Raw genomic sequence first — 21,044 nt, 5'->3', positions numbered from 1 at the left:
TAAGTATAACAGTATTATTGCTTTTATTCAATTTTTATAGTGTATTTTTTTTGTGAATTTTAACTTATATCTTCTAATAATTTTTTATAATATTCTAATGCGGCTTCTTTCTTTATATTATCTAACTTTATTGCAAATGATGGCGTTTCTCCAAAGTACAATATCACATCATCTTTATATTGCTTCAATAAAACACTATATATACCTTCGAAGCCTTTATATCCCTTAACAAATTTAAACCTTAACTCTTTAGCAATTTCCTTTATATCTTCAATATATAAGCCTTTACATAGGCTCTTGATATATGCTATATCCATCAAGTTATACACTGAATCAGGAATATTTGAATATCTATCTTCTAATTCACTCTTTATTTCCATAAAATCATTGATATCTTCAATGGCGGCAATCTTTTTATAAACTTCTATCTTTTGAATTTCATCAGTTATATATGATGATGGTATAAATGCATCCACCTTCATATCTACTGATGTTTCTATAGGTTCATTTTCAATTTCACCCTTTACTAATTTTACGGTGTCTTCTAACATTCTACAATATAAATCATAGCCAATACTCGCCATATGCCCATGTTGAGATGACCCCATCATATTTCCAGCTCCTCTTATTTCTAAGTCTCTCATGGCAATTTTGAATCCTGATCCAAGTTCAGTAAAATCCTTTAATGCTTTTAGTCTTTTTTCAGCTACTTCTGTAAGTATCTTGTCCTTAGTATAAATAAAGTAAGTATACGCTACCCTATTACTTCTTCCAACTCTTCCTCTTAATTGATAAAGCTGCGAAAGTCCCATCTTATCTGCATCATGCACAATCATTGTATTAACATTTGATATATCAATACCAGTTTCAATAATTGTAGTGCATACTAAAACATCATATTCCTTATTCATAAAGGCTATCATCTCAGTTTCTAACTCTTTTTCTGTCATTTTACCATGCATAATCCCAACCTTACATTCAGGTACAAGATCTCTAATATAGTTAGCCATACTATCAATGTTCTGCACTCTATTATATACAAAATAAACTTGACCATCCCTACTTATTTCTCTAAGTATGGCATCTCTTATAAGCTGATCATTTTGTTCCACAACATACGTCTGAATAGGATATCTATCTTCTGGTGGTGTTTCAATTACTGATATATCACGCACTCCTGTAAGGGACATATGAAGTGTTCTTGGAATAGGAGTTGCACTTAATGTAAGTACGTCCACATTTTTTTTCATACCTTTTATTTTTTCTTTTTGAGAAACACCAAACCTTTGCTCTTCATCAACAACTAGTAATCCTAAATCCTTAAATACAATATCTTTTGATACAAGCCTATGAGTTCCTATCAATATATCAACATTACCTTCCTTTAAAGCTTGAAGTGTTGCCTTTTGTTGCTTTGGTGTCCTAAACCTGCTTATCATATCTATTTTTATAGGAAAATCAGAAAATCTTTTAATAAAATTATTATAATGCTGCTCTGCTAGAATAGTGGTTGGCACTAAGAAAGCAACCTGTTTTCCATCCATTACAGCTTTAAAAGCAGCTCTTATGGCAACTTCCGTCTTACCGTATCCAACATCTCCGCAAAGCAATCTATCCATTGGTTTATCTGATTCCATATCACTTTTTATTTCTTCTAATGATGCTAATTGATCTGGTGTTTCTTCATATGGAAACTCATCTTCAAACTGTCTCTGCCACTCAGTATCTTTTCCAAAGCTATGGCCTTTAAGCGTTGCTCTTGCTGCATAAAGTTTCACTAAATCCTGAGCAATTTCATTGATAGATTTTCTTGCCTTTGCTTTTGCCTTTTGCCATTCTGCTCCACCTAACTTATTAATCTTTGGTGAATTTCCTTCACTACCAATATATTTTTGTACTAAATCAAGCTGATCTACTGGAACATATAACTTATCGCCTTTATCATAAACAATATCTAGATAATCTCTAGTGGTTCCACCAGCTACCATTTGCTTAATTCCCTTATATATACCAATTCCATGGTTTGCATGAACTACATAATCACCAGGTTTTAACTCTGCAAAACTAGTTATTTTAGCAACACCTTTTCTTTTTACTGCCTTGCCAGAATGTTTTCTTCTTGTCTCACCAAAAATATCTTTATCAGAAATAATACTAAGTTCTAATTCTGGATAATCAAATCCTCTTATAAGATTACCAAAAGTAATTACTACTTCTCCAGCTTCAATTTTATCTATTGAATCTTTATATGTGCTGGAAATCCCTTTTTCCATAAGGGTTTTCACTAACCTTTCGCCTCTTGGTCTTGTTCCTGCAAGTATGACAGTTTTATATTTCTTTTCCTTACGCTCCTCAATATCTTCAATAAGTAAATTTAACTGTCCATTATATTTATTTAATGTAATTTCCTCAAAACCAATATCTACAGTATTAAATAAATTGTCACTTTTATTTAAGAATGAACTTAATGTTATAAGGCTACTATTTTCTAATTTAGATTCCAGTTCTCCTTTATTTAATAAAAGATTATTTTGTAGTGGAAGTATGTCTCCTCTTTGCAGGAATGATATATAATTTTCATTGAATTCATAATAAATACTATCCATTTTTCCTAAGCTTCTTTTAAAATCATCTACTATAAAAGTATATCCATCTAAATAATCAAAAAAACTATCTAATTTTTCATAGAAAAATGGTAAATAACTATCAATGGTTTCAAAATAATAAGTATTATTTAGTAACTCAATATTTTTTCCTACTATTCCCTTTATTTTTTCTACACTTTCTTTATTTAAATTAGATACATTAGCAACTATATTTTTTAATTCTTCATTAATAGTTTGCACTGCCCTATTTCTACCTTCATCATCTACAATAACCTCTTTAGAAGGGAAAATACTAAATTCCTTTACCTTTTCAATACTTCTTTGGGATTCTGTATTAAATGTCCTTATTGAATCTACTTCATCACCGAACAATTCAACTCTATATGGGTATGCTGATGTAGGAGGGAATACATCAAGTATCCCTCCTCTAAATGAGAATTCACCTTTTCCTTCAACAACTTCTACTCTTTCATAGCCACACTGAAGAAGACTTTTAGATATTTCTTTTAAATCAACATTATCTCCCGTCTTTATTATCATACTATATCTTAAATAATACTCTTTAGGAGTATATAAAGATGTAAGTGAATCTATAGAAGTAACTATTATTTTCTTTCTTTCGTTTTGTAATATTTCCTTTATTACCTTTAGCCTTGCCCATCTTAAATCTCCTGAAATAGCATCTACATTATAAAATACTACTTCTCTCACTGGAAAATAAAAAACATCCGTTGTATAAAAACTTAAATCTTCATATAAATTTTTGGCATCTACATCACTATGAGTTACTATCACCATAGAATTATCATTCTCTTCAAATATTCCATTTATAATGTAGCTTTTACCTGATTCCGATATGCCATATATATTTATAGGGAATGTTTTTTCTGAAATTTTCTCAGTTATTGATTTAAATTTCATATTATCCTTTAAGGGCTGCATTACCCCCTGTAATCTCATTTATACACACCTTCCTTAAAAGTTTAAACACACTTTAAAGCATCAAATCCGTTACACTTATTCATTGCTTCCTTAGTATCTTTATCTATCATTATTTCCACAGCTTCTGTTACTGCCCTTAATGTCTTATCTAAAACTTCATTTTCCTCTTTAGAAAATTTCCCTAAAACATGCGAAACTAAATCTCCCTTTGGTGCTCCCACACCAATTTTAACTCTTGGAAATACATCTGTTGCCAAATTAGCTATAATGCTCTTTATCCCATTATGTCCTCCATGACTTCCTTTCTCTCTTACCCTAAGTCTTCCAACAGCTAAACTTATATCATCATATAAGACAATGATTTCTTCATTAGAAAGCTTATAAAAATTAGCTACCTCCCTTATACTATCTCCACTTAAATTCATATATGTAGTTGGTTTTAATAAAATTACCTTTTTACCTTGAATAAATCCTTCACCAAAAACACCTTTAAATTTTTCCCTATTTAATTCTATATTATACTTATCACTTAAATAATCTATGGCTTCAAATCCTATATTATGTCTTGTTCCTTCATATTCTTTACCTGGATTCCCCAATCCTACTACTAAATACATTCTGTCAATTCCTCTCTGTACTAAAATAATCTACTTTATATTATACCATTTTTTCCTTTTATAAAATAATAATAAATTTAATAAAAGGATACTTAGCATAAATCACCAAATATCCTTTTATATATTAATCATATATTTTTATTTCTACTTCTTTTATAATTCCATCACTTAATACTTCACAAGATATAGTATCTCCTTTATTTTTAGAATTTAACATTTCAGTTATTCCATTAATATTAGATATATTAACGCCTTCAATTGATACTATGATATCTGTTGGCTTAATACCAGACTTATATGCATTTCCGACTTTTTTCAATTGTCCAACATAAAAACCATGTTTATGATGCTCTATATCCATCAATATTCCACCTTCTGTAATACCTAATACTTCTTTTATTATTGATGTTGAATTTATTATATTATCTAAGTTTTTCAATTCAATACCATAATAAACGCCTTCTAAACCAAATTTTTCAGTAAGATAAAGACTACCTATTCCTATAAGTTCGCCATTAGAATTACATATAGGACCACCTGTATTATTTAAGTTAATAGGTGCACTTATTTGAAGCAAGGTACATTCTTCTACTAAAGTATCGTATTTTCCTGACTTATTATACCTAGCGACAATTATTCCTGGAATAATACTTTCTATTTTTTGACCTTCAGAGTATACACTGCCTAATACAGCTATTCCCTGTCCTTCCACAATGCTATCTTCATCAGCCAACTTAATAGCCTGAATATTCCCTTCATAATCTACTTCAATTAGTGCTAAATCAAATTCTTCATCCTTTAATAAAAGCTTTCCCTCTACAGATTCTTCTTCATCATTATTAAAAATCACATTTAAGTGTTCCATATCCTTGATTCCTGAATAATTAGTTAGTATTACTCCTCTTTCAGTTATGACTACGCCTGTGACACTATTAGCTTCTCCATTATCTTCAGTTATAGTTACCAATGACTTTGATACTTTCTTTACCACTGAAGTATAATCACTAATAATCATATTATTTTTATTAAATTTTGTATTTTTAACTTCTTCAATAACATCTCCGTATTTATATTTAATAATAAAATTTAAAAATACACTTAATACTATTAATGCTATTATTACTATAATTCCTAAGTTAATTCCTATGCGTATATTAGTACGAGTATTTTTCTTTTCAAAAATTATCTTATAGATCTTATCATTTTCTTTAGTTTTTCTATCAACATTATCATCCATCAATTACACCTCCGAAACAATTCCCTTTTAGTGAGATTTCTTTAGCGTAAATATAAAGCTAACACCTTTTCCCTCTATATTCTTCACCCATATATCTTCATTATGTTGTGATAATATAGACCTTACTATAGGAAGTCCTAATCCAGTACTAAGCTTATTAGTTCTTGATTTATCACTTTTATAAAATCTATCCCATATCTTATTAAGTTCTTTTTCCTCTATACATTCTCCAGAATTAAATATATCTACATATATTTTTTCTCCTTTAGAATATACATCTATCTTTATTTCGCCATCATCATTACTATATTTAATTGAATTTTCAATAATATTTGTAACTACTTGTATTATTCTATCCCTATCACCTAATACATAAGCCCTGTTATTGTGGAATGTGGCTTTAACATTTAACCCCTTTTCCTGAATCTTGTGCTCTAAGTTTAAAATACAAAGGCTTATAACTTGGTTAATATCAAATTCAGTAATTGCCAAATTAAATTTTCCTGACTCCATAGCCGACATATCTAATAAATCATTTACTAGCCTTGCTAGTCTATCTACTTCATCATAAACAATTTTAAGATAATAATTTTCTCTGTCTCTTGGAATTACTCCGTCTAAAATACCTCCAATAAATCCTTTTATAGACGTAATTGGTGATCTTAGCTCATGAGATACATTTGATATAAATTCTCTCCTTTTTGTATCTGACTTCTCTAAGCATTCTGCCATCATATTAAATGATTCTGCTAACTCTCCAATTTCATTATTACAATTTACCACTACTCTCTTTTCTACTTCACCTTTTGCTAACCTTTTAGCTACATTATTAATATTATCTATTGGCCTTATGATTATCTGATTAGTTACTATTTTAATTACTATTGCAGAGATTATTATTTCAATGATAACTGTTATCCAAATAATAAACATATTAAAATTTCTTTCACTTTCATTTTGCATAACCATAATCATATATCCATCAATTTCACCATCTTCATATATAGCTTTTACATATCCCTTTATTGAAGCATTATTTACCTTAAATACTTCTTTCTTAAATTCTATATTGGAAGATAAAGACTCTGTATTTAATTTAATTTTGCTATACATTAAATCCTGATAATCTTCCCCATTCACTAAATATACATATCCTAGCCTATCGGTAATTATAGCTTCAGTATTAGTTGATATGCAGGCCATCTTTATTATTTCTTTAAGTTGGCTATATGAACCATCCTGTTGATTTAAATAATTATTTATGGAATTCTCAATTATACCCATCTGCTTTTCTAAATTTGATAATTTTGTACTGTGGTAATTTTTATTAAATAATATCGTCATAATTGAACCTAGAAAAATCAACACTATACTTGTAACAGAAATAAAGGTGACTATTATCCTTTGGTTTATACTTTCTTTCCTTGACATTACTTCACCTCAAACTTATATCCAACACCCCATACGGTCTGTACCTCCCATGTTTCTCCGCCTTTTAGTTTTTCTCTAAGCCTCTTGATATGGACATCTACAGTTCTTGAATCCCCTGGATAATCATATCCCCAAACTTCATACATCAGTTGTTCACGAGTAAATACTTTATTGGGAGAACTAGCTATGTAGTGTAATAATTCCAACTCTTTCGGTGCAAGCTTTACCATATTATCCCTATAAATTACTTCATATCCTCCTATATCAATAGTAAGATCACTAAACTTTATAACATCATTATTTTTAACTTCTGGACTATATCTTCTAGTTACAGCCTTTACCCTTGCTAAAAGCTCCTTTGGATCAAAAGGTTTTACCATATAATCATCTGCACCTAGTTCTAAAGCAAGTACTTTATCAAAGACTTCACCTTTTGCCGTAAGCATTATCACTGGTACATTGCTTTGCTTTCTAATAAATTTCAGTACTTCCACACCATCTTTTCCTGGAATCATAATATCTAAAAGTACTAATCCTATATTATCATTAGTAACTATATTACAAGCATCTAGTCCATTAAAACATTTTTTTGTTTCATAACCTGAGCTTTTTAAATACATGTCTATTAGCTCATTTATATTTTCATCATCATCTACAATTAAGATTTTTCCTAACTTATCGTCCATTTTCTTACACCATCCTTATAAAAATATTCTATCCTAAAACCTAGCAAACTACCTTACTTTTCTTATAAAATTAACATTTGTTACATTTTTTTATATTTATTATTTTAAAGAAATTTTGCTATAATTTTAAAATAAAAAATAATCCTCAAATTAATTATAACTTGAAGATTATTTTATGTAATTAGTTTTCGAATAATTTACTTATTGGCTTATCATCATAAATTCTTCTAATAGCTTCTGCAAATATAGGCGCAACAGATATTGAATTGAATTTTTCTAAATTTTGCTCGTCTTCTGGTAATGGTATTGTATTTAACATAACTAGCTTTTCAATAGCAGAATTATTTATTCTTTCAAAAGCTGGTCCTGATAATACACCATGAGTACAACATGCATATACATTTTTAGCACCTAAGTCTTTTAATGCATTTGCTGCATTGGCAATAGTTCCAGCAGTGTCGATCATATCATCGATAAGTATACATCTCTTATCTTTTACATCTCCTATAATGTTCATTATTTCAGAAACATTTGCCTTAGGTCTTCTTTTATCAATTATAGCAATTGGTGCATGAAGCTTATCCGCAAATTTTCTTGCTCTTGTAACACTTCCAAGATCTGGTGATACAACAACTACATCATCTTGTTCTTCAAATCCATTTTCAATGAAATGTTCTGCCAATATTGGTGATCCTAATAAATGGTCTACTGGTATATTGAAATACCCTTGAATTTGTGATGCGTGTAAATCCATTGTTAATACTCTATCTGCTCCTGCTGCAGTTAATATGTCAGCTACTAACTTAGCTGTAATTGGATCTCTTGATTTTGCCTTTCTATCTTGTCTTGCATAACCATAGTATGGAATAACTGCTGTTATCCTTCCTGCTGATGCCCTTTTAAAAGCATCTATCATGATTAGAAGCTCCATTAAGTTGTTATTTACTGGGCTGCTAGTAGATTGAACGATAAATACATCTGCTCCTCTAACTGTTTCATTTATATCTACTGATATTTCCCCATCACTAAAAGTTGAAACTTTTGAATTTCCTAATGTCAATCCTAATAAATTTGCAATTTCTTCTGCTAATTCTGGATGTGAATTACCTGCGAATATTTTTATGTTTTTTCCATGAGCTATCATACTTATTAGATCCTCCTTATTTTGGCTGTCTAGCTATTTATATTATAAAGTAAGAATACTTACTTTTTAATTAACCCTCTTTTTTCAACCCAACCTTCAATGTTTCTTTGCTTAGCTCTTGCTACTGCAAGTTCGCCCTCTTTTACATCATTAGTTATTGTTGATCCTGCTGCAATATAAGTATTATCTTCAACCTTAACTGGAGATATAAGATTAGTATTGCATCCAATGAAACTATTGTTTCCTATTATTGTTTTATTTTTATTTTTTCCATCATAATTAACTGTTACTGTTCCACAGCCAAAATTACAATTCTCTCCTACTTCAGTATCACCAATATATGTTAAATGTGATACTTTCGTATTATGGCCAATTGTTGATTTCTTTATTTCAACGAAATCACCAATTCTAACATGGCTTCCTATGATAGATTCTGGCCTTATATAAGCAAATGGACCTACTGTTGTATAACTTCCTATTTTACTATCTATTATTACAGAACTTTCTACTTGAACATTATCTTCAATGACACTATTATTTATTCTTGAATTTGGATATATAATGCATCCACTTCCAATCTTACTTACACCTTCAATAGTATTTCCTGGATATATAATAGTATCTTTGCCTATTTCTACATCAGCACCTATATACGTAACACTTGGATTTATTAATGTGACTCCATTATCCATATGTCTGTTGTTTATTCTGTTTCTTAGTATTTCTTCAACTTCTGCCAGCTGTCTTCTTGAATTTACACCAATTGTTTCTTCATAATCAACAACAACAGCGCCAACTTTTTTACCTTCGCTTTTTTGAATCCCTATAACATCTGTTAAATAGTATTCTCCTTGTGCATTGTTATTAGATAATTTCTCTAAAGAGTTTAAAAGATTTTCAATATCAAAGCAGTAAACTCCTGCATTCATTTCATTAACCTTTAATTCTTCTTCATTACAATCTTTATGTTCAACTATCTTAAGGACTTCTTCTCCATCTCTGATGATTCTTCCATACCCTGTAGCATCATCTAATATAGATGTTAAAAGTGTTGTGCTATTTTCATTATTGATATGTTCATTAAATAATCTTCCTATCGTTTCTTCTGTTATCAATGGAGCATCTCCACAAAAAACTGCTACAGTTCCTTTTTTCCCACTTAAAAACTCTATAGCACTTTTAACTGCATGACCTGTTCCAAGCTGTTCTGTCTGAAGTGAATAGCTAACATTTCTGCTATTAGTTTTTTCTTTAACTAATTCTGCACCTTTTCCAACAATAACATTTACATCTTCAATTTTTGCCTTTCTTAATGTATCTATAACATGATTAACCATTTCTTTTCCACAAACTTTGTGTAATACCTTTGGTAAATCAGATTTTATTCTTGTCCCTTGCCCTGCTGCTAAAATAAGAGCACACTTATACATAAATTCACCTCTTCAATTATGAGGACAAAATTTCATTTTATCCATTTATTGTTCGTATACCTTAATATATTATATTTCATTAACGTTTTGATTTCAACCTTCCTCTATAAAATATATATAGCTTACATTTAACTATAATGAAATAATATACTATATTTATTTTAACAAAAAAGAGGCTATGCCTCTTTTTAATTAATATTTGATATAAATTTTATTCACTTACAGTTAGGCTTTCTTCAGAAACTGCCTTTTCATAAGCTTCTAAAATTGCACTCTGTATTCTTTCTCTTGTTTCAGTATTGATTGGGTGTGCAATATCTTTGAATTCACCATCTGGTGTCTTTCTGCTTGGCATTGCTATAAACAAACCATTTTGCCCCTCAATAATCTTAATATCATGTACTACAAATTCATTATCAAATGTCACAGATACAATAGCTTTCATTTTTCCTTCTGATGCTATTTTTCTAACTCTAACGTCTGTGATTGTCATTTCACTCCACCTCCAGTTGCTTTTATATAAATATATTTCTATAAAAAGTTTAAAAATCCTTTTTTTTACTTAATTTTTTTTAAATTTTACAAAAAAATATATCAAACAACTGGTTTTTTCTTATTTTATTAGATTGGAAGGAGTTACTTTTATCTTACCGTCTTCACTTATATACTCAATATCGATGATTGAAACATAATCCGTTACTCTCTTATTGACAACACCTATATTATCAACTAACACCCCAGTACCAACTAATTCACTATCAAATTCTTTTAATAAATCAGTTATCCCTTGAGCTGTTCCGCCGCCTCTTAAGAAGTCATCTATAAATACACATCTGCTAGAAGGCTTCATAGATTTCTTTGCTAAAGACATTTGTTGTATTCTTCCACTTGTGCCTGATAAATAATTAATAGAAACAGTAGGCCCTTCTGTAACTTTATTTTCTCTTCTTATAATTACTAACTCTATACCTAAACTCTTAGCAACTTCATAAGCCAGTGGAATACCTTTTGTTTCAACTGTCACAACATAATCTACATCCATTGATTTTAAATAAGAAGCTAATATGACACCTGCCTTACTTATTATTTGTGGATTATACATTATATCTGTTAAATAGATGAAGTTACCTGGAATAACTCTTCCTTCTTCCATAAGTGCATCACATAATTCATTAGCAAACTCTTCTTTAGCACTAACGCCCATTTGAGGAATGAACTTTATTCCTCCAGCTGCTCCAGATATAGTTTGAACTTTACCCATTTCTAATTTTTCTAGTACTTCTCTAACAATAACTATATCTTCACTTATTGTTGACTTAGCTGCATTTAATAATTCTGAAAATCTATTTAAGCCTATTACCTTATTGGGATTTTCAACTAAAATCTTAGTAATGATTACAACCCTATTATTTCTGCTTAATTTTTCCATTTTTTCTCCTTTCTTTATATGCCTCATCACGAACTTTCATATTTTTTCTACCCTATAATATTCATATTTTATTCTAAATATAGCTTATTATCAATAGTTTTACTCACTAATTTTAAAAATCTTTCTAAATATATATAATTGCCTTATCCCCTTTTTTTCAATATATATTTTCATATATTTATTATTTTATATGTTCAAATTGTAAATTTTGTATATAATTATAGATAGATTATATAAAGGAGTTGATATGATGGCTTTTGACTTAAATATCGATAAACATAAGAAAGTCCACTTCATTGGAATTGGTGGAGTAAGTATGAGCGGACTTGCTGCTATACTACTAACAAAAGGATATAGAGTTTCTGGTTCTGATTCTAAGGAATCTGAAGTTTTAAATAAATTAAGAGAAGCTAATGCTGAAATATATATTGGACATAAAAAAGAAAACTTAAGAAACGTTGACTTAGTTGTTTACACAGCTGCAATTCCTGCTGATAATCCAGAATTAATAGAAGCCAAAGCTCAAAACATAGAATTGATGGATAGAGCTGAATTCTTAGGCTATATCATGAAAGGACATAAGTATAATGTAGCTATTGCTGGTACTCATGGGAAGACCACTACTACTTCTATGCTTTCCCACATAACTATTGAAGCAAACTTAGATCCAACTATCCTTGTAGGTGGAGATGTTGATGCTATCCATGGAAACTATAAGATTGGCGAAAGTGAATACTTTGTAACAGAAGCATGTGAATATAAAGCATCTTTCTTAAAATTCTACCCTTACATAGGTATTATCCTTAACATAGATGCTGATCATTTGGATTATTACAGAGATATCAATCATATTGAAGATACTTTTAAAAAGTTCTCTGACTTAATCCCTGATGACGGATATCTAGTAGGTTGTGCAGAAGATCCTAGAGTAGTGGAAGTTCTTAACTATGCAAAATGTAAAACTTTAAGCTACGGATTTGATAAAGGCGATGTTACAGCTGGTAATATTTCATTTAACAATAAGGGTTGTGCTACTTTCACTGTATTCCATCATCATAAGGAATTATTTGATGTTACTTTAAGCACAACAGGAAGACATAATATCCTAAATGCTCTAGCAACAATATGTACATCTTTAATCTTAGAAATTCCTAATGAAGCTGTTATTAATGGCTTAGCTGCCTGCAAAGGTGCTCATAAGAGATTTGAATACAAAGGAGAATTTAATGGTGCTACTATAATTGATGATTACGCTCATCATCCAGTAGAGATTGCTGCCACTTTAAATACAGCAAAACTTATTCCTCATAATAAAGTATACTGTGTATTCCAACCACACACTTATACTAGAACAAAAACTTTATTTGATGACTTTACTACTTGCTTTAAAGATTCTGACGAGCTTATCCTAATGGATATCTATGCTGCCCGTGAAAAAGATACTGGTCTTGTTTCATCAGATGAACTTGGTGATTCTATAAGAGCAAAAGGTTTTAACTGCATAAATCTTCATAGCCATGAAGAAGTAGCAAACTACTTAAAAAATAAAGTTAAAAAAGATGATCTAGTTCTTACTGTAGGAGCTGGAGATGTTGTTAAAGTAGGAGAACTTCTACTTAATTCTTAATAAAAAATAAACTTAAGAGGTGATACTAATGGATTTATTAAGCAAAATATCAGTAGCTGCTGAATTTATAAAAAGCAAAAGCAAATATACCCCTGAAATAGGATTAATATTAGGTTCTGGTCTTGGTTCTTTAGCTGATACCATAGAGCAAGCTGAATTCTTTGACTATGCCGATATTCCTAACTTCCCTACATCTACTGTAGAAGGACATAAAGGAAGACTAGTAATTGGTTTATTAGAAGGAAAACAAGTTATAGCTATGCAAGGAAGATTTCATTTCTATGAAGGATATTCAATGCAAGAAGTTACCTTCCCTGTAAGAGTTATGAAGCTTTTAGGAGTTTCTAAACTTGTTGTAACTAATGCTTGTGGAGCTGTAAATACAGATTTAAACCCTGGAGATTTAATGATTATTAATGACCATATCAATCTTTCTGGTACAAATCCTTTAATTGGTAGAAATCTTGATGAGTTTGGTCCAAGATTCCCTGATATGTCTGAAGCATATAACAAAGACCTAAGAAATAAAGTATTAGAAGCAGGCCAAGATTTAGGATTAAACTTAAAGCAAGGGGTTTATGTGATGCTATCTGGTCCAACATATGAAACTCCAGCAGAAATTCGTATGGTTGGAATTTTAGGTGGTGACACTGTTGGTATGTCTACTGTTCCAGAAGTTATCATTGCAAACCACTCTGGTATAAAGACTGTGGGAATCTCTTGCATTACTAACATGGCTGCTGGAATACTAGATCAGCCTTTAAGCCATGAAGAAGTTATGGAAACTTCTACAAAAGTTAAAACTAACTTCATTAATTTAATGAATAGAATAGTTAAAACAATTTAAAAAAGCTGTACCTTGCGGTACAGCTTTTTAGCTTTTTATAATACAACTATTTCTTTAGTTACTGAATTTAGTATTTCGCAACCATCTTTTGTCACTAATACTAAATCTTCTATTCTTACACCTATATTGTCTTTTAGGTATATTCCAGGTTCTACTGAGAATATCATGCCTGCTTTTACTTCTTCATGATTTACTCCGCTTACATCACCGAAATCATGTACTTCTATTCCAATACTATGACCTGTTCTATGAGTAAAATATTCTCCATAACCAGCATCTTTAATAAGATTTCTTGCTGCATTATCTATATCTGAGAACTTCACACCTTCTTTAATGATTGAAATAGCTTTTTCGTTAGCACTCTTTACAATATTATATATATCAGCATGTTCTTTACTTGGCTCTTTTCCAATAAATACTGTTCTCGTCATATCTGAACAGTAAGAATTATATTTTCCACCAATATCTAAAACAATACTATCGCCATCTTTGATAAGGTCCTTGCCTGTGCCATGATGTGGATCTGCACCATTAGGGCTAGTGGCTATTATTGGAGAAAATGAAAATCCTGATGCTCCTTCACTTTCATATAATTCTTGTAAAAGACCTACATAATACTTTTCAGATTTACCTACTTCTAAGTTATTCCAAAGCTTAAGCATTACTGCATCATTTATTTTTGATGATGCTTTCATTATTTCTATCTCTTCAGCATCTTTAATCATTCTTACTCTATCAATAATTGGCGAACCATTAACAAATCCCTTAGCTACATTGCTATTAATAAGTTGTATTAAAAATTTCGCTGGCCAATCTTTATCTATTCCTAAAACTTCATTCTTATCAATACATTTATTTAAGTGGTCTATAGGATTTTCAGTATCTTCATACCAAATCATTTCTACACCTAAATCTTCATATACAGGGAATAACCTATTAATAACCATTTTATGATTGCCATTTTTATTTATATATAAAGCAATCATTCTTTCACCTGGATGTATCCACTTTCCTGTTAAATAAAATATAGATGCTGGAGATGTAATTATCATTTGTGATAATCCTTCTCTCATCATTCCTTCTAAAACCTTTTTTACTCTACTATTTTTCATAAAAAACACCTCCAAAACACTATCAATTCTTTCTATAATAATACTTTATATTTTCAATAATATCCACTTCTATTTTTGTCACTAAAATTATAATTAATGATATAATTATCTTAGTAAATACATTGGAGGATTTAAAAATGAAAATAGCAGCCATATCAGATATTCATGGAAATATATACGCATTAATGAAAGCATTAGAAGATATAGATAATCAAAAAGTAGACAAGATAGTATGCTTAGGAGATTTTGTAGGTTACGGACCTCATCCTAATGAAGTTATTGCTTTAATAAAGAGAAGAGAAATTCCTTGTATAAAAGGTAATTATGATGCTTCAGTGGTGGATGGTGCTTATACTTATATAAGAAATACTGAAATTAACTCTTTTTCTTTACCTTGGACATGCTCTGAATTAAGAACTTCAAATAAATTTTATTTAGATTCATTGCCTGAAAAATTAAAATATACAGTTAACGGTATTAATTTATGCTTTACTCATGGAAGTCCTAACTTAATAAATGAATACCTATTTGAAGATGCAGAAAACACAAAAAAAGTTATGGAAAATTTTGAAGATGATGTTTTAATTTGTGCTCATACTCATATACCATATATAAAAAAATTTAATGATAAACTTATTGTTAATATAGGAAGTGTTGGAAAACCTAAAATAGGTAGACCTAATATTACATACGCAATATTAGATATTAACAATTTAGGTAAAGTTGATGTTACTATCAGAGAACTTAAATATGAATACAAAAGAATCATGAAAGACTGTACTATGTTAAACTTCCCTTCAGCCATAGTAAACTCATATGAAACAGGACAAGAGTAATAAAATAGAGCATTGAAAGATGCTCTACTTTAGTTAAACAATGAATGTACCCTTCACGTTAATTTATTTATTTATTTTAAGTAGCCATAAATAGCTATTATATTATGAATTTAAGTTGCAAATGTTAGCAAACTATTGTAAAATCGAATTATTAAATATAAATATCGTAATTACTATGAAGAGAAGAGTAGCATTTGAAGGTAGTTTTTAGCGAATAAGGGATGGTGTAAGCCTTATACGAAATCATTTGTGAAGAACATCTCGGAGTTTCTAACCGAACCAGTAAAACTTTAGTAGGCTTAGACGGGTTTAATCCGTTATTAATTTTGCATTATGCACTAAGTGGCCTTAATATAGGCAATTTGGGTGGTACCACGTAAGTTATCCTTTCGTCCCATTATTTATGGAGATGAGAGGTTTTTTTATTATAAAAAATTTTAGGAGGTAAATTATGAAAGACGTAGTTTTAGTAAAATCACTTTACAGAAATTCTCAAGAATATTTAACTAAAGAAATTGCTATTTCTGGTTGGATAAGAACTTTAAGAGCTTCAAATGCATTTGGATTTATAGAAGTTAATGATGGTAGCTTCTTTAAAAATATTCAGGTGGTTTTTGATAACAACCTATCAAACTTTAAAGAAATCTCAAAATTACCAATCAGCTCATCAATAAAAGTTATTGGTACTTTAGTAGAAACTCCAGAGGCTAAACAGCCATTTGAAATTCAAGCTAAAGAAGTTGTAATAGAAGGTATGTCAGATTCTGATTACCCATTACAAAAGAAAAGACATACTTTTGAATACTTAAGAACAATTGCTCACTTAAGACCAAGAAGTAATGCTTTCTCAGCAGTATTCAGAGTAAGATCTGTAGCAGCATATGCAATCCACAAGTTCTTCCAAGATCAAGGATTTGTATATACTCATACTCCAATCTTAACAGGAAGTGACTGTGAAGGTGCTGGAGAAATGTTTAAGGTTACAACTTTAGATCTTAATAATATTCCAAAAACTGAAGATGGAAAAATTGATTACAAAGAAGATTTCTTTGGCAAAGAAACTAACCTTACAGTTTCAGGACAATTAAATGGTGAAAGTTATGCCTTAGCATTTAGAAATATCTATACATTTGGTCCTACTTTCAGAGCTGAAAATTCAAATACAGCGAGACATGCAGCTGAATTCTGGATGATTGAACCTGAAATAGCATTTGCTGATTTAGATGATAATATTGAACTTGCTGAAAACATGTTAAAATACGTAATTAAATACGTTATGGATGAATGTCCAGAAGAAATGGCTTTCTTCAACCAATTCATTGAAAAAGGATTATTAGATAAGTTAAATCATATAGTAACTTCAGATTTCGGTAAAGTTACTTATACAGAAGCAGTTGAACTTCTTAAAAACTGTGGAAAAGATTTTGAGTATCCAGTTGAATGGGGTATTGATCTTCAAACAGAACATGAAAGATATTTAACTGAAGAAATCTTCAAGAAGCCAGTATTTGTTACAGATTATCCAAAGGATATCAAGGCATTCTACATGAGACTTAATGATGATGGAAAAACTGTTGCTGCAACTGATTGTTTAGTTCCAGGAATAGGTGAAATCATAGGAGGAAGCCAAAGAGAAGAAAGACTTGATGTCTTAAAGACAAGAATGGCTGAATTAGATCTTAATGAAGAAGATTACTGGTGGTACTTAGAACTTAGAAAATATGGAGAAACTAAACATGCTGGATTTGGTTTAGGATTTGAAAGACTTATCATGTACATAACTGGTATGTCTAACATCAGAGATGTAATACCATTCCCAAGAACAACTGGTCAATCCGACTTCTAAATATTGTAAAAAGAGCACTTTAGTGCTCTTTTTATTTTAAAATTATTTTTTATTTTTTGTATAATTTTATTAATAAAGTCAATACTATAAATGTAGATATAAACCTGTGTAAAAACAGGTTCCCATCCCCCCATTATTTAAAAGAGCACCTGTTGAAGGTGCTTTTTTTTAATAAAAAATTAAATTATTCAGTTTTAATTTTTCATTTTTACTACATTCTTTCAACGCTTTCCATACCTAATAATTCTAAGCATTCTTCTAAGATGTTTTTCACAAGATTTATTAATGCAAGCCATGATGCTTTCTTAGCTTCATCTTCTTCTGATATTATTCTTGTATCGTTGTAGAACTTATTGAAGTTATTTGATAATTCATAGATATATTCACATACCTTATGAGGTGCTCTATCTCTAAAGCTGCTTTCTATCATTTCATTGAACTTAATTGCTTGAAGCATTAAGTTTCTTTCTGCTTCAGTTGTTGGTATATCTATAGATACATTAGAAATATCCATGGCAGCTTTATTTAAGATAGACTTAATTCTTACTATTGTATAAAGAATATATGGCCCTGTGTTTCCTTCAAATGAAGCAAATCTATCTATATCAAAGATATAATCTTTTGAAGCTTGATTTGATAAATCACCATATTTTAAAGCAGCTAACCCTACTTTTGATGATATTTCTTCAACTTCTTCTGCTGTTATATTTTTATTATCTTTAAGTTTTTCTTTACCAGCTTCTTTAATCATGCTTATTAAGTCAGCAAGTCTCATTACTCCTCCTTCACGAGTTTTAAATGGCTTACCATCTTTTCCATTCATTGTACCAAAACCAATAAAGTCTAATACTATATCTTCCCCAGCAATTCCTGATTTTCTTGCTGCTCTAAAGAATTGTTCATAGTGAAGTCCTTGCCTCTTATCAGCTAAGTATATTATTTCATTAGCTCTTAAATCTCTAACTCTTTCTACAACTGTAGCTAAATCTGTAGTTCCATATAGTGACGCTCCATCAGATTTTAATAAAAGAAGTGGTGGAATAGGTGCTTTATCATCTTCTTTACTTACATCAACAACTAAAGCTCCTTCACTTTCATGTGCATATCCATTTTCCTTTAATTCCTTAACCATATCTGGAATTAATTTTTGTGCATCACTTTCACCATTCCATAATTCAAAGCTTACATCTAATGCTCCATAATTTTTCTTTAAGTCAGCAACTGATACATTTAAGATATGCTTCCATAAAGCAACATATCCTCTTCTTCCTTGTTGAAGTTCCACTGTTGCCTTCTTAGCAGCTTCCATTACAGCTTCATCTGATTTAGCAAGCTTACTTGCATATGGATATATATCTTCAAGCTCATCTATTGTAAATGGTGCTTCAGCAGGATACTCTCCTTCAAAGCTTGCATCAAAGTATGGTAATTCTGGATTTCTTCTTTCCACTTCTGAAATAACCATACCCATTTGAAGACCCCAATCTCCTAAGTGAACATCACCAATAACATCATGTCCTAAGTATTTAGCAATTCTCTTAATACTTTCACCAATGATTGCAGATCTTAAGTGCCCTATATGTAAAGGCTTAGCAACATTTGCTCCACCGTAATCTACAACTATTTTTTTAATTTCTGTTGCTAGTGAAGTACCAAATTTTTCATCCTTGTTCATCTTATTAATATAATCAATTAAGAACTCATCATTAATTGTTATATTAATAAACCCAGGTCCTGCTATTTCTAATTTAGAGAAAATTTTATTTTCTTTTAATTTAGCTACTACTTCTTCTGCTATAACTCTTGGTGCTTTTCCATGTTTCTTAGCATTAGGTAACGCCCCATTACATTGATATTGGCAAAGGTCTGGTCTATTTGATACAGTTACCTTTCCTGATTCCCTGTCATATCCAAGTCCTTCAAAAACATCTTTAACTATATCGCTGATTTGATCAATAAATATTTTCATAATCTGCCTCCTATTTTTTTAATATAAAAAAACCGCCTCTTTATAATACAAAGAGACGGAATATTTCCGTGGTACCACTCAATTTAACTAGAAAATTCTAGTTCACTCAAAACTTTAACGCAGTTAACGTCACACCCTTACATATAAATGCTCAGGTAGCTTCTCCAAGTTCCTCTTCCTTATTTCATATCTTATAAGACTTCCACTCTATTCTTACTCGCTAGTAGATAATTATAAATAAGTACTCTTCTTTTCATAGAATTTTTTATTCTTCTTAATATTAATATAAAATATATGATAAAACAAATTTAATGAAAAATCAAATTATTATTTTATTTATTAAATATTGTTTATTAATTCATTAAATTCTTCATTATTTTTTACAAAACCTAGTTCACCTTCAACATCACTTTTCAGAGTATTTACAAAAGTATCAATAAATTGTTCAAATCCTTCTTCACTTTGATTAACCTTCATATTTGCATATAGTTTAGATTTTGATGGGTTCCATGGCTTTTTCATTGCTTCTAGCATTTTTTTAAGTACAATTACAAAGTTATCTGCATCTTTTTCATCACTGTATAATTTGAAATATCCAACTTGTCCATTGTAATCCCATAGATCATATAAATCTGTTGTTTTTTCTAAAATCTCTGCAAAATATTTGGCATCCTCTTTTCTACCATCCTTTAAAGCTATTTCCATCATGGATATTAATATTGTAAAAATATCTGTGGTTGCTTCTATTAACTTATAGCTAAAAAGTTCAGAGGCCTTATCAAACTCACCTTTTTTAATATAAAGTCTTCCTTGTAACCTATTTAAATCTACTTTTAAAAGTCTAGCTAGTGCTGGTAATAATGTTATATCAGGATAACAGCCACCTTTTTCCCACTTATTCACTGCTGGTGTTGAAACACCAAGATAATCTGCAACTTGCTCCTGTGTCATTCCTAGGGTAATTCTCTTTTTCTTTATAATCTCATTTATTTTCATAGTATTATTAACCCCTCATTTTAAATAATATCAAAAGCTTTATAATATGTGCTTCTGGCTACGCCTAGAACGGTACACATAGTCTTAATATCATGTTTCCTTTTATTATTATTTATGAATTCTATCACTTCATCTAATTTCTTGTTGCAAATATGGCCATAGCTTTTTTGGCTAAAGCCCGCCTTTGGTATAATATTTCATTTTCCTCTTTAATTCTTGCCATTTCTTTTCTTAAAGCTTTTACTTCCTTTAATGTCATAACTTCATTTTCATCTACTTTAATTTCTTT

General features: G+C 30.1%; 16 protein-coding genes and 2 other annotated features. Of the genes, 4 read left to right on the top strand and 12 right to left on the bottom strand.

What is annotated here, in order from left to right; translation table 11 throughout:
* Window positions 1–59 precede the first annotated feature (59 nt).
* The 9 genes from mfd to purR all read right to left on the bottom strand — a co-directional run bounded on the left by mfd (window position 60) and on the right by purR (window position 11,522).
* Window positions 60–3,566: a transcription-repair coupling factor gene (gene mfd / locus BHW04_RS06670; RefSeq protein WP_186835487.1), complete on the bottom strand. Its 3,507-nt coding sequence runs from the start codon at window positions 3,564–3,566 to the stop codon at window positions 60–62.
* Window positions 3,567–3,589: 23 nt separating this feature from the next.
* Window positions 3,590–4,165 (bottom strand): aminoacyl-tRNA hydrolase, encoded by a 576-nt coding sequence (gene pth, locus BHW04_RS06665; protein WP_302699244.1) that lies wholly within the window; start codon window positions 4,163–4,165, stop codon window positions 3,590–3,592.
* A gap of 124 nt (window positions 4,166–4,289) precedes the next feature.
* Entirely contained in the window at window positions 4,290–5,402 is a 1,113-nt protein-coding gene (locus tag BHW04_RS06660; RefSeq protein WP_302699243.1) for a S1C family serine protease, read from the bottom strand.
* 27 nt (window positions 5,403–5,429) lie between these two features.
* Complete coding sequence (locus tag BHW04_RS06655) at window positions 5,430–6,833, bottom strand: HAMP domain-containing sensor histidine kinase (RefSeq protein ID WP_302699242.1); 1,404 nt, start codon at window positions 6,831–6,833, stop codon at window positions 5,430–5,432.
* On the bottom strand, window positions 6,833–7,519 hold the full coding sequence (locus tag BHW04_RS06650; protein WP_302633484.1) for a response regulator transcription factor: 687 nt from the start codon (window positions 7,517–7,519) through the stop codon (window positions 6,833–6,835). Before BHW04_RS06650 ends, BHW04_RS06655 begins: the two co-directional genes overlap by 1 nt.
* A 181-nt stretch (window positions 7,520–7,700) precedes the next feature.
* Entirely contained in the window at window positions 7,701–8,663 is a 963-nt protein-coding gene (locus BHW04_RS06645) for a ribose-phosphate diphosphokinase (RefSeq protein ID WP_022211385.1), read from the bottom strand.
* A 59-nt stretch (window positions 8,664–8,722) separates the two neighbouring features.
* Complete coding sequence (gene glmU, locus BHW04_RS06640; RefSeq protein ID WP_302699241.1) at window positions 8,723–10,093, bottom strand: bifunctional UDP-N-acetylglucosamine diphosphorylase/glucosamine-1-phosphate N-acetyltransferase GlmU; 1,371 nt, start codon at window positions 10,091–10,093, stop codon at window positions 8,723–8,725.
* 211 nt (window positions 10,094–10,304) lie between these two features.
* Window positions 10,305–10,586: a septation regulator SpoVG gene (gene spoVG, locus BHW04_RS06635; protein ID WP_022211383.1), complete on the bottom strand. Its 282-nt coding sequence runs from the start codon at window positions 10,584–10,586 to the stop codon at window positions 10,305–10,307.
* A 120-nt stretch (window positions 10,587–10,706) separates the two neighbouring features.
* Complete coding sequence (gene purR / locus BHW04_RS06630; protein WP_302699240.1) at window positions 10,707–11,522, bottom strand: pur operon repressor; 816 nt, start codon at window positions 11,520–11,522, stop codon at window positions 10,707–10,709.
* Window positions 11,523–11,772: 250 nt separating this feature from the next.
* Here purR and murC point away from each other — a divergent pair, with 250 nt between their 5' ends.
* Window positions 11,773–13,149, top strand: coding sequence for a UDP-N-acetylmuramate--L-alanine ligase (murC, locus tag BHW04_RS06625; protein WP_186835486.1), 1,377 nt, complete (start codon window positions 11,773–11,775; stop codon window positions 13,147–13,149).
* Between the two features lie 28 nt (window positions 13,150–13,177).
* On the top strand, window positions 13,178–13,996 hold the full coding sequence (locus BHW04_RS06620; protein WP_022211380.1) for a purine-nucleoside phosphorylase: 819 nt from the start codon (window positions 13,178–13,180) through the stop codon (window positions 13,994–13,996).
* Between the two features lie 35 nt (window positions 13,997–14,031).
* On the opposite strand, the gene BHW04_RS06615 is transcribed toward BHW04_RS06620, so the two are convergent.
* Window positions 14,032–15,108, bottom strand: coding sequence for a M24 family metallopeptidase (locus BHW04_RS06615; protein ID WP_302699239.1), 1,077 nt, complete (start codon window positions 15,106–15,108; stop codon window positions 14,032–14,034).
* A 137-nt stretch (window positions 15,109–15,245) separates the two neighbouring features.
* Between BHW04_RS06615 and BHW04_RS06610 the strand changes: the two genes are divergently transcribed.
* Together BHW04_RS06610 and asnS are read left to right on the top strand one after the other, a co-directional pair.
* The gene (locus tag BHW04_RS06610; RefSeq protein ID WP_302699238.1) at window positions 15,246–15,944 is read left to right on the top strand and encodes a metallophosphoesterase family protein; all 699 of its coding nucleotides are present in this window, start codon (window positions 15,246–15,248) and stop codon (window positions 15,942–15,944) included.
* Window positions 15,945–16,110: 166 nt separating this feature from the next.
* Window positions 16,111–16,344, top strand: a binding site (T-box leader).
* A gap of 51 nt (window positions 16,345–16,395) precedes the next feature.
* On the top strand, window positions 16,396–17,790 hold the full coding sequence (gene asnS, locus BHW04_RS06605) for an asparagine--tRNA ligase (RefSeq protein WP_022211377.1): 1,395 nt from the start codon (window positions 16,396–16,398) through the stop codon (window positions 17,788–17,790).
* 211 nt (window positions 17,791–18,001) lie between these two features.
* On the opposite strand, the gene argS is transcribed toward asnS, so the two are convergent.
* Together argS and BHW04_RS06595 are read right to left on the bottom strand one after the other, a co-directional pair.
* Window positions 18,002–19,759 carry an arginine--tRNA ligase gene (argS, locus tag BHW04_RS06600; protein WP_302699237.1) on the bottom strand — a complete coding sequence of 586 codons (1,758 nt, stop codon included), beginning with the start codon at window positions 19,757–19,759 and terminating at the stop codon, window positions 18,002–18,004.
* A 48-nt stretch (window positions 19,760–19,807) separates the two neighbouring features.
* Window positions 19,808–20,025, bottom strand: a binding site (T-box leader).
* Window positions 20,026–20,098: 73 nt separating this feature from the next.
* Complete coding sequence (locus tag BHW04_RS06595) at window positions 20,099–20,755, bottom strand: helix-turn-helix transcriptional regulator (RefSeq protein WP_302699236.1); 657 nt, start codon at window positions 20,753–20,755, stop codon at window positions 20,099–20,101.
* Window positions 20,756–21,044 lie beyond the last annotated feature (289 nt).

The sequence above is a fragment of the Clostridium sp. 29_15 genome (assembly GCF_001916075.1).
Lineage (GTDB): Bacteria > Bacillota > Clostridia > Clostridiales > Clostridiaceae > Clostridium > Clostridium lentum.
This window is presented reverse-complemented; position numbering and strand designations above follow the sequence as displayed.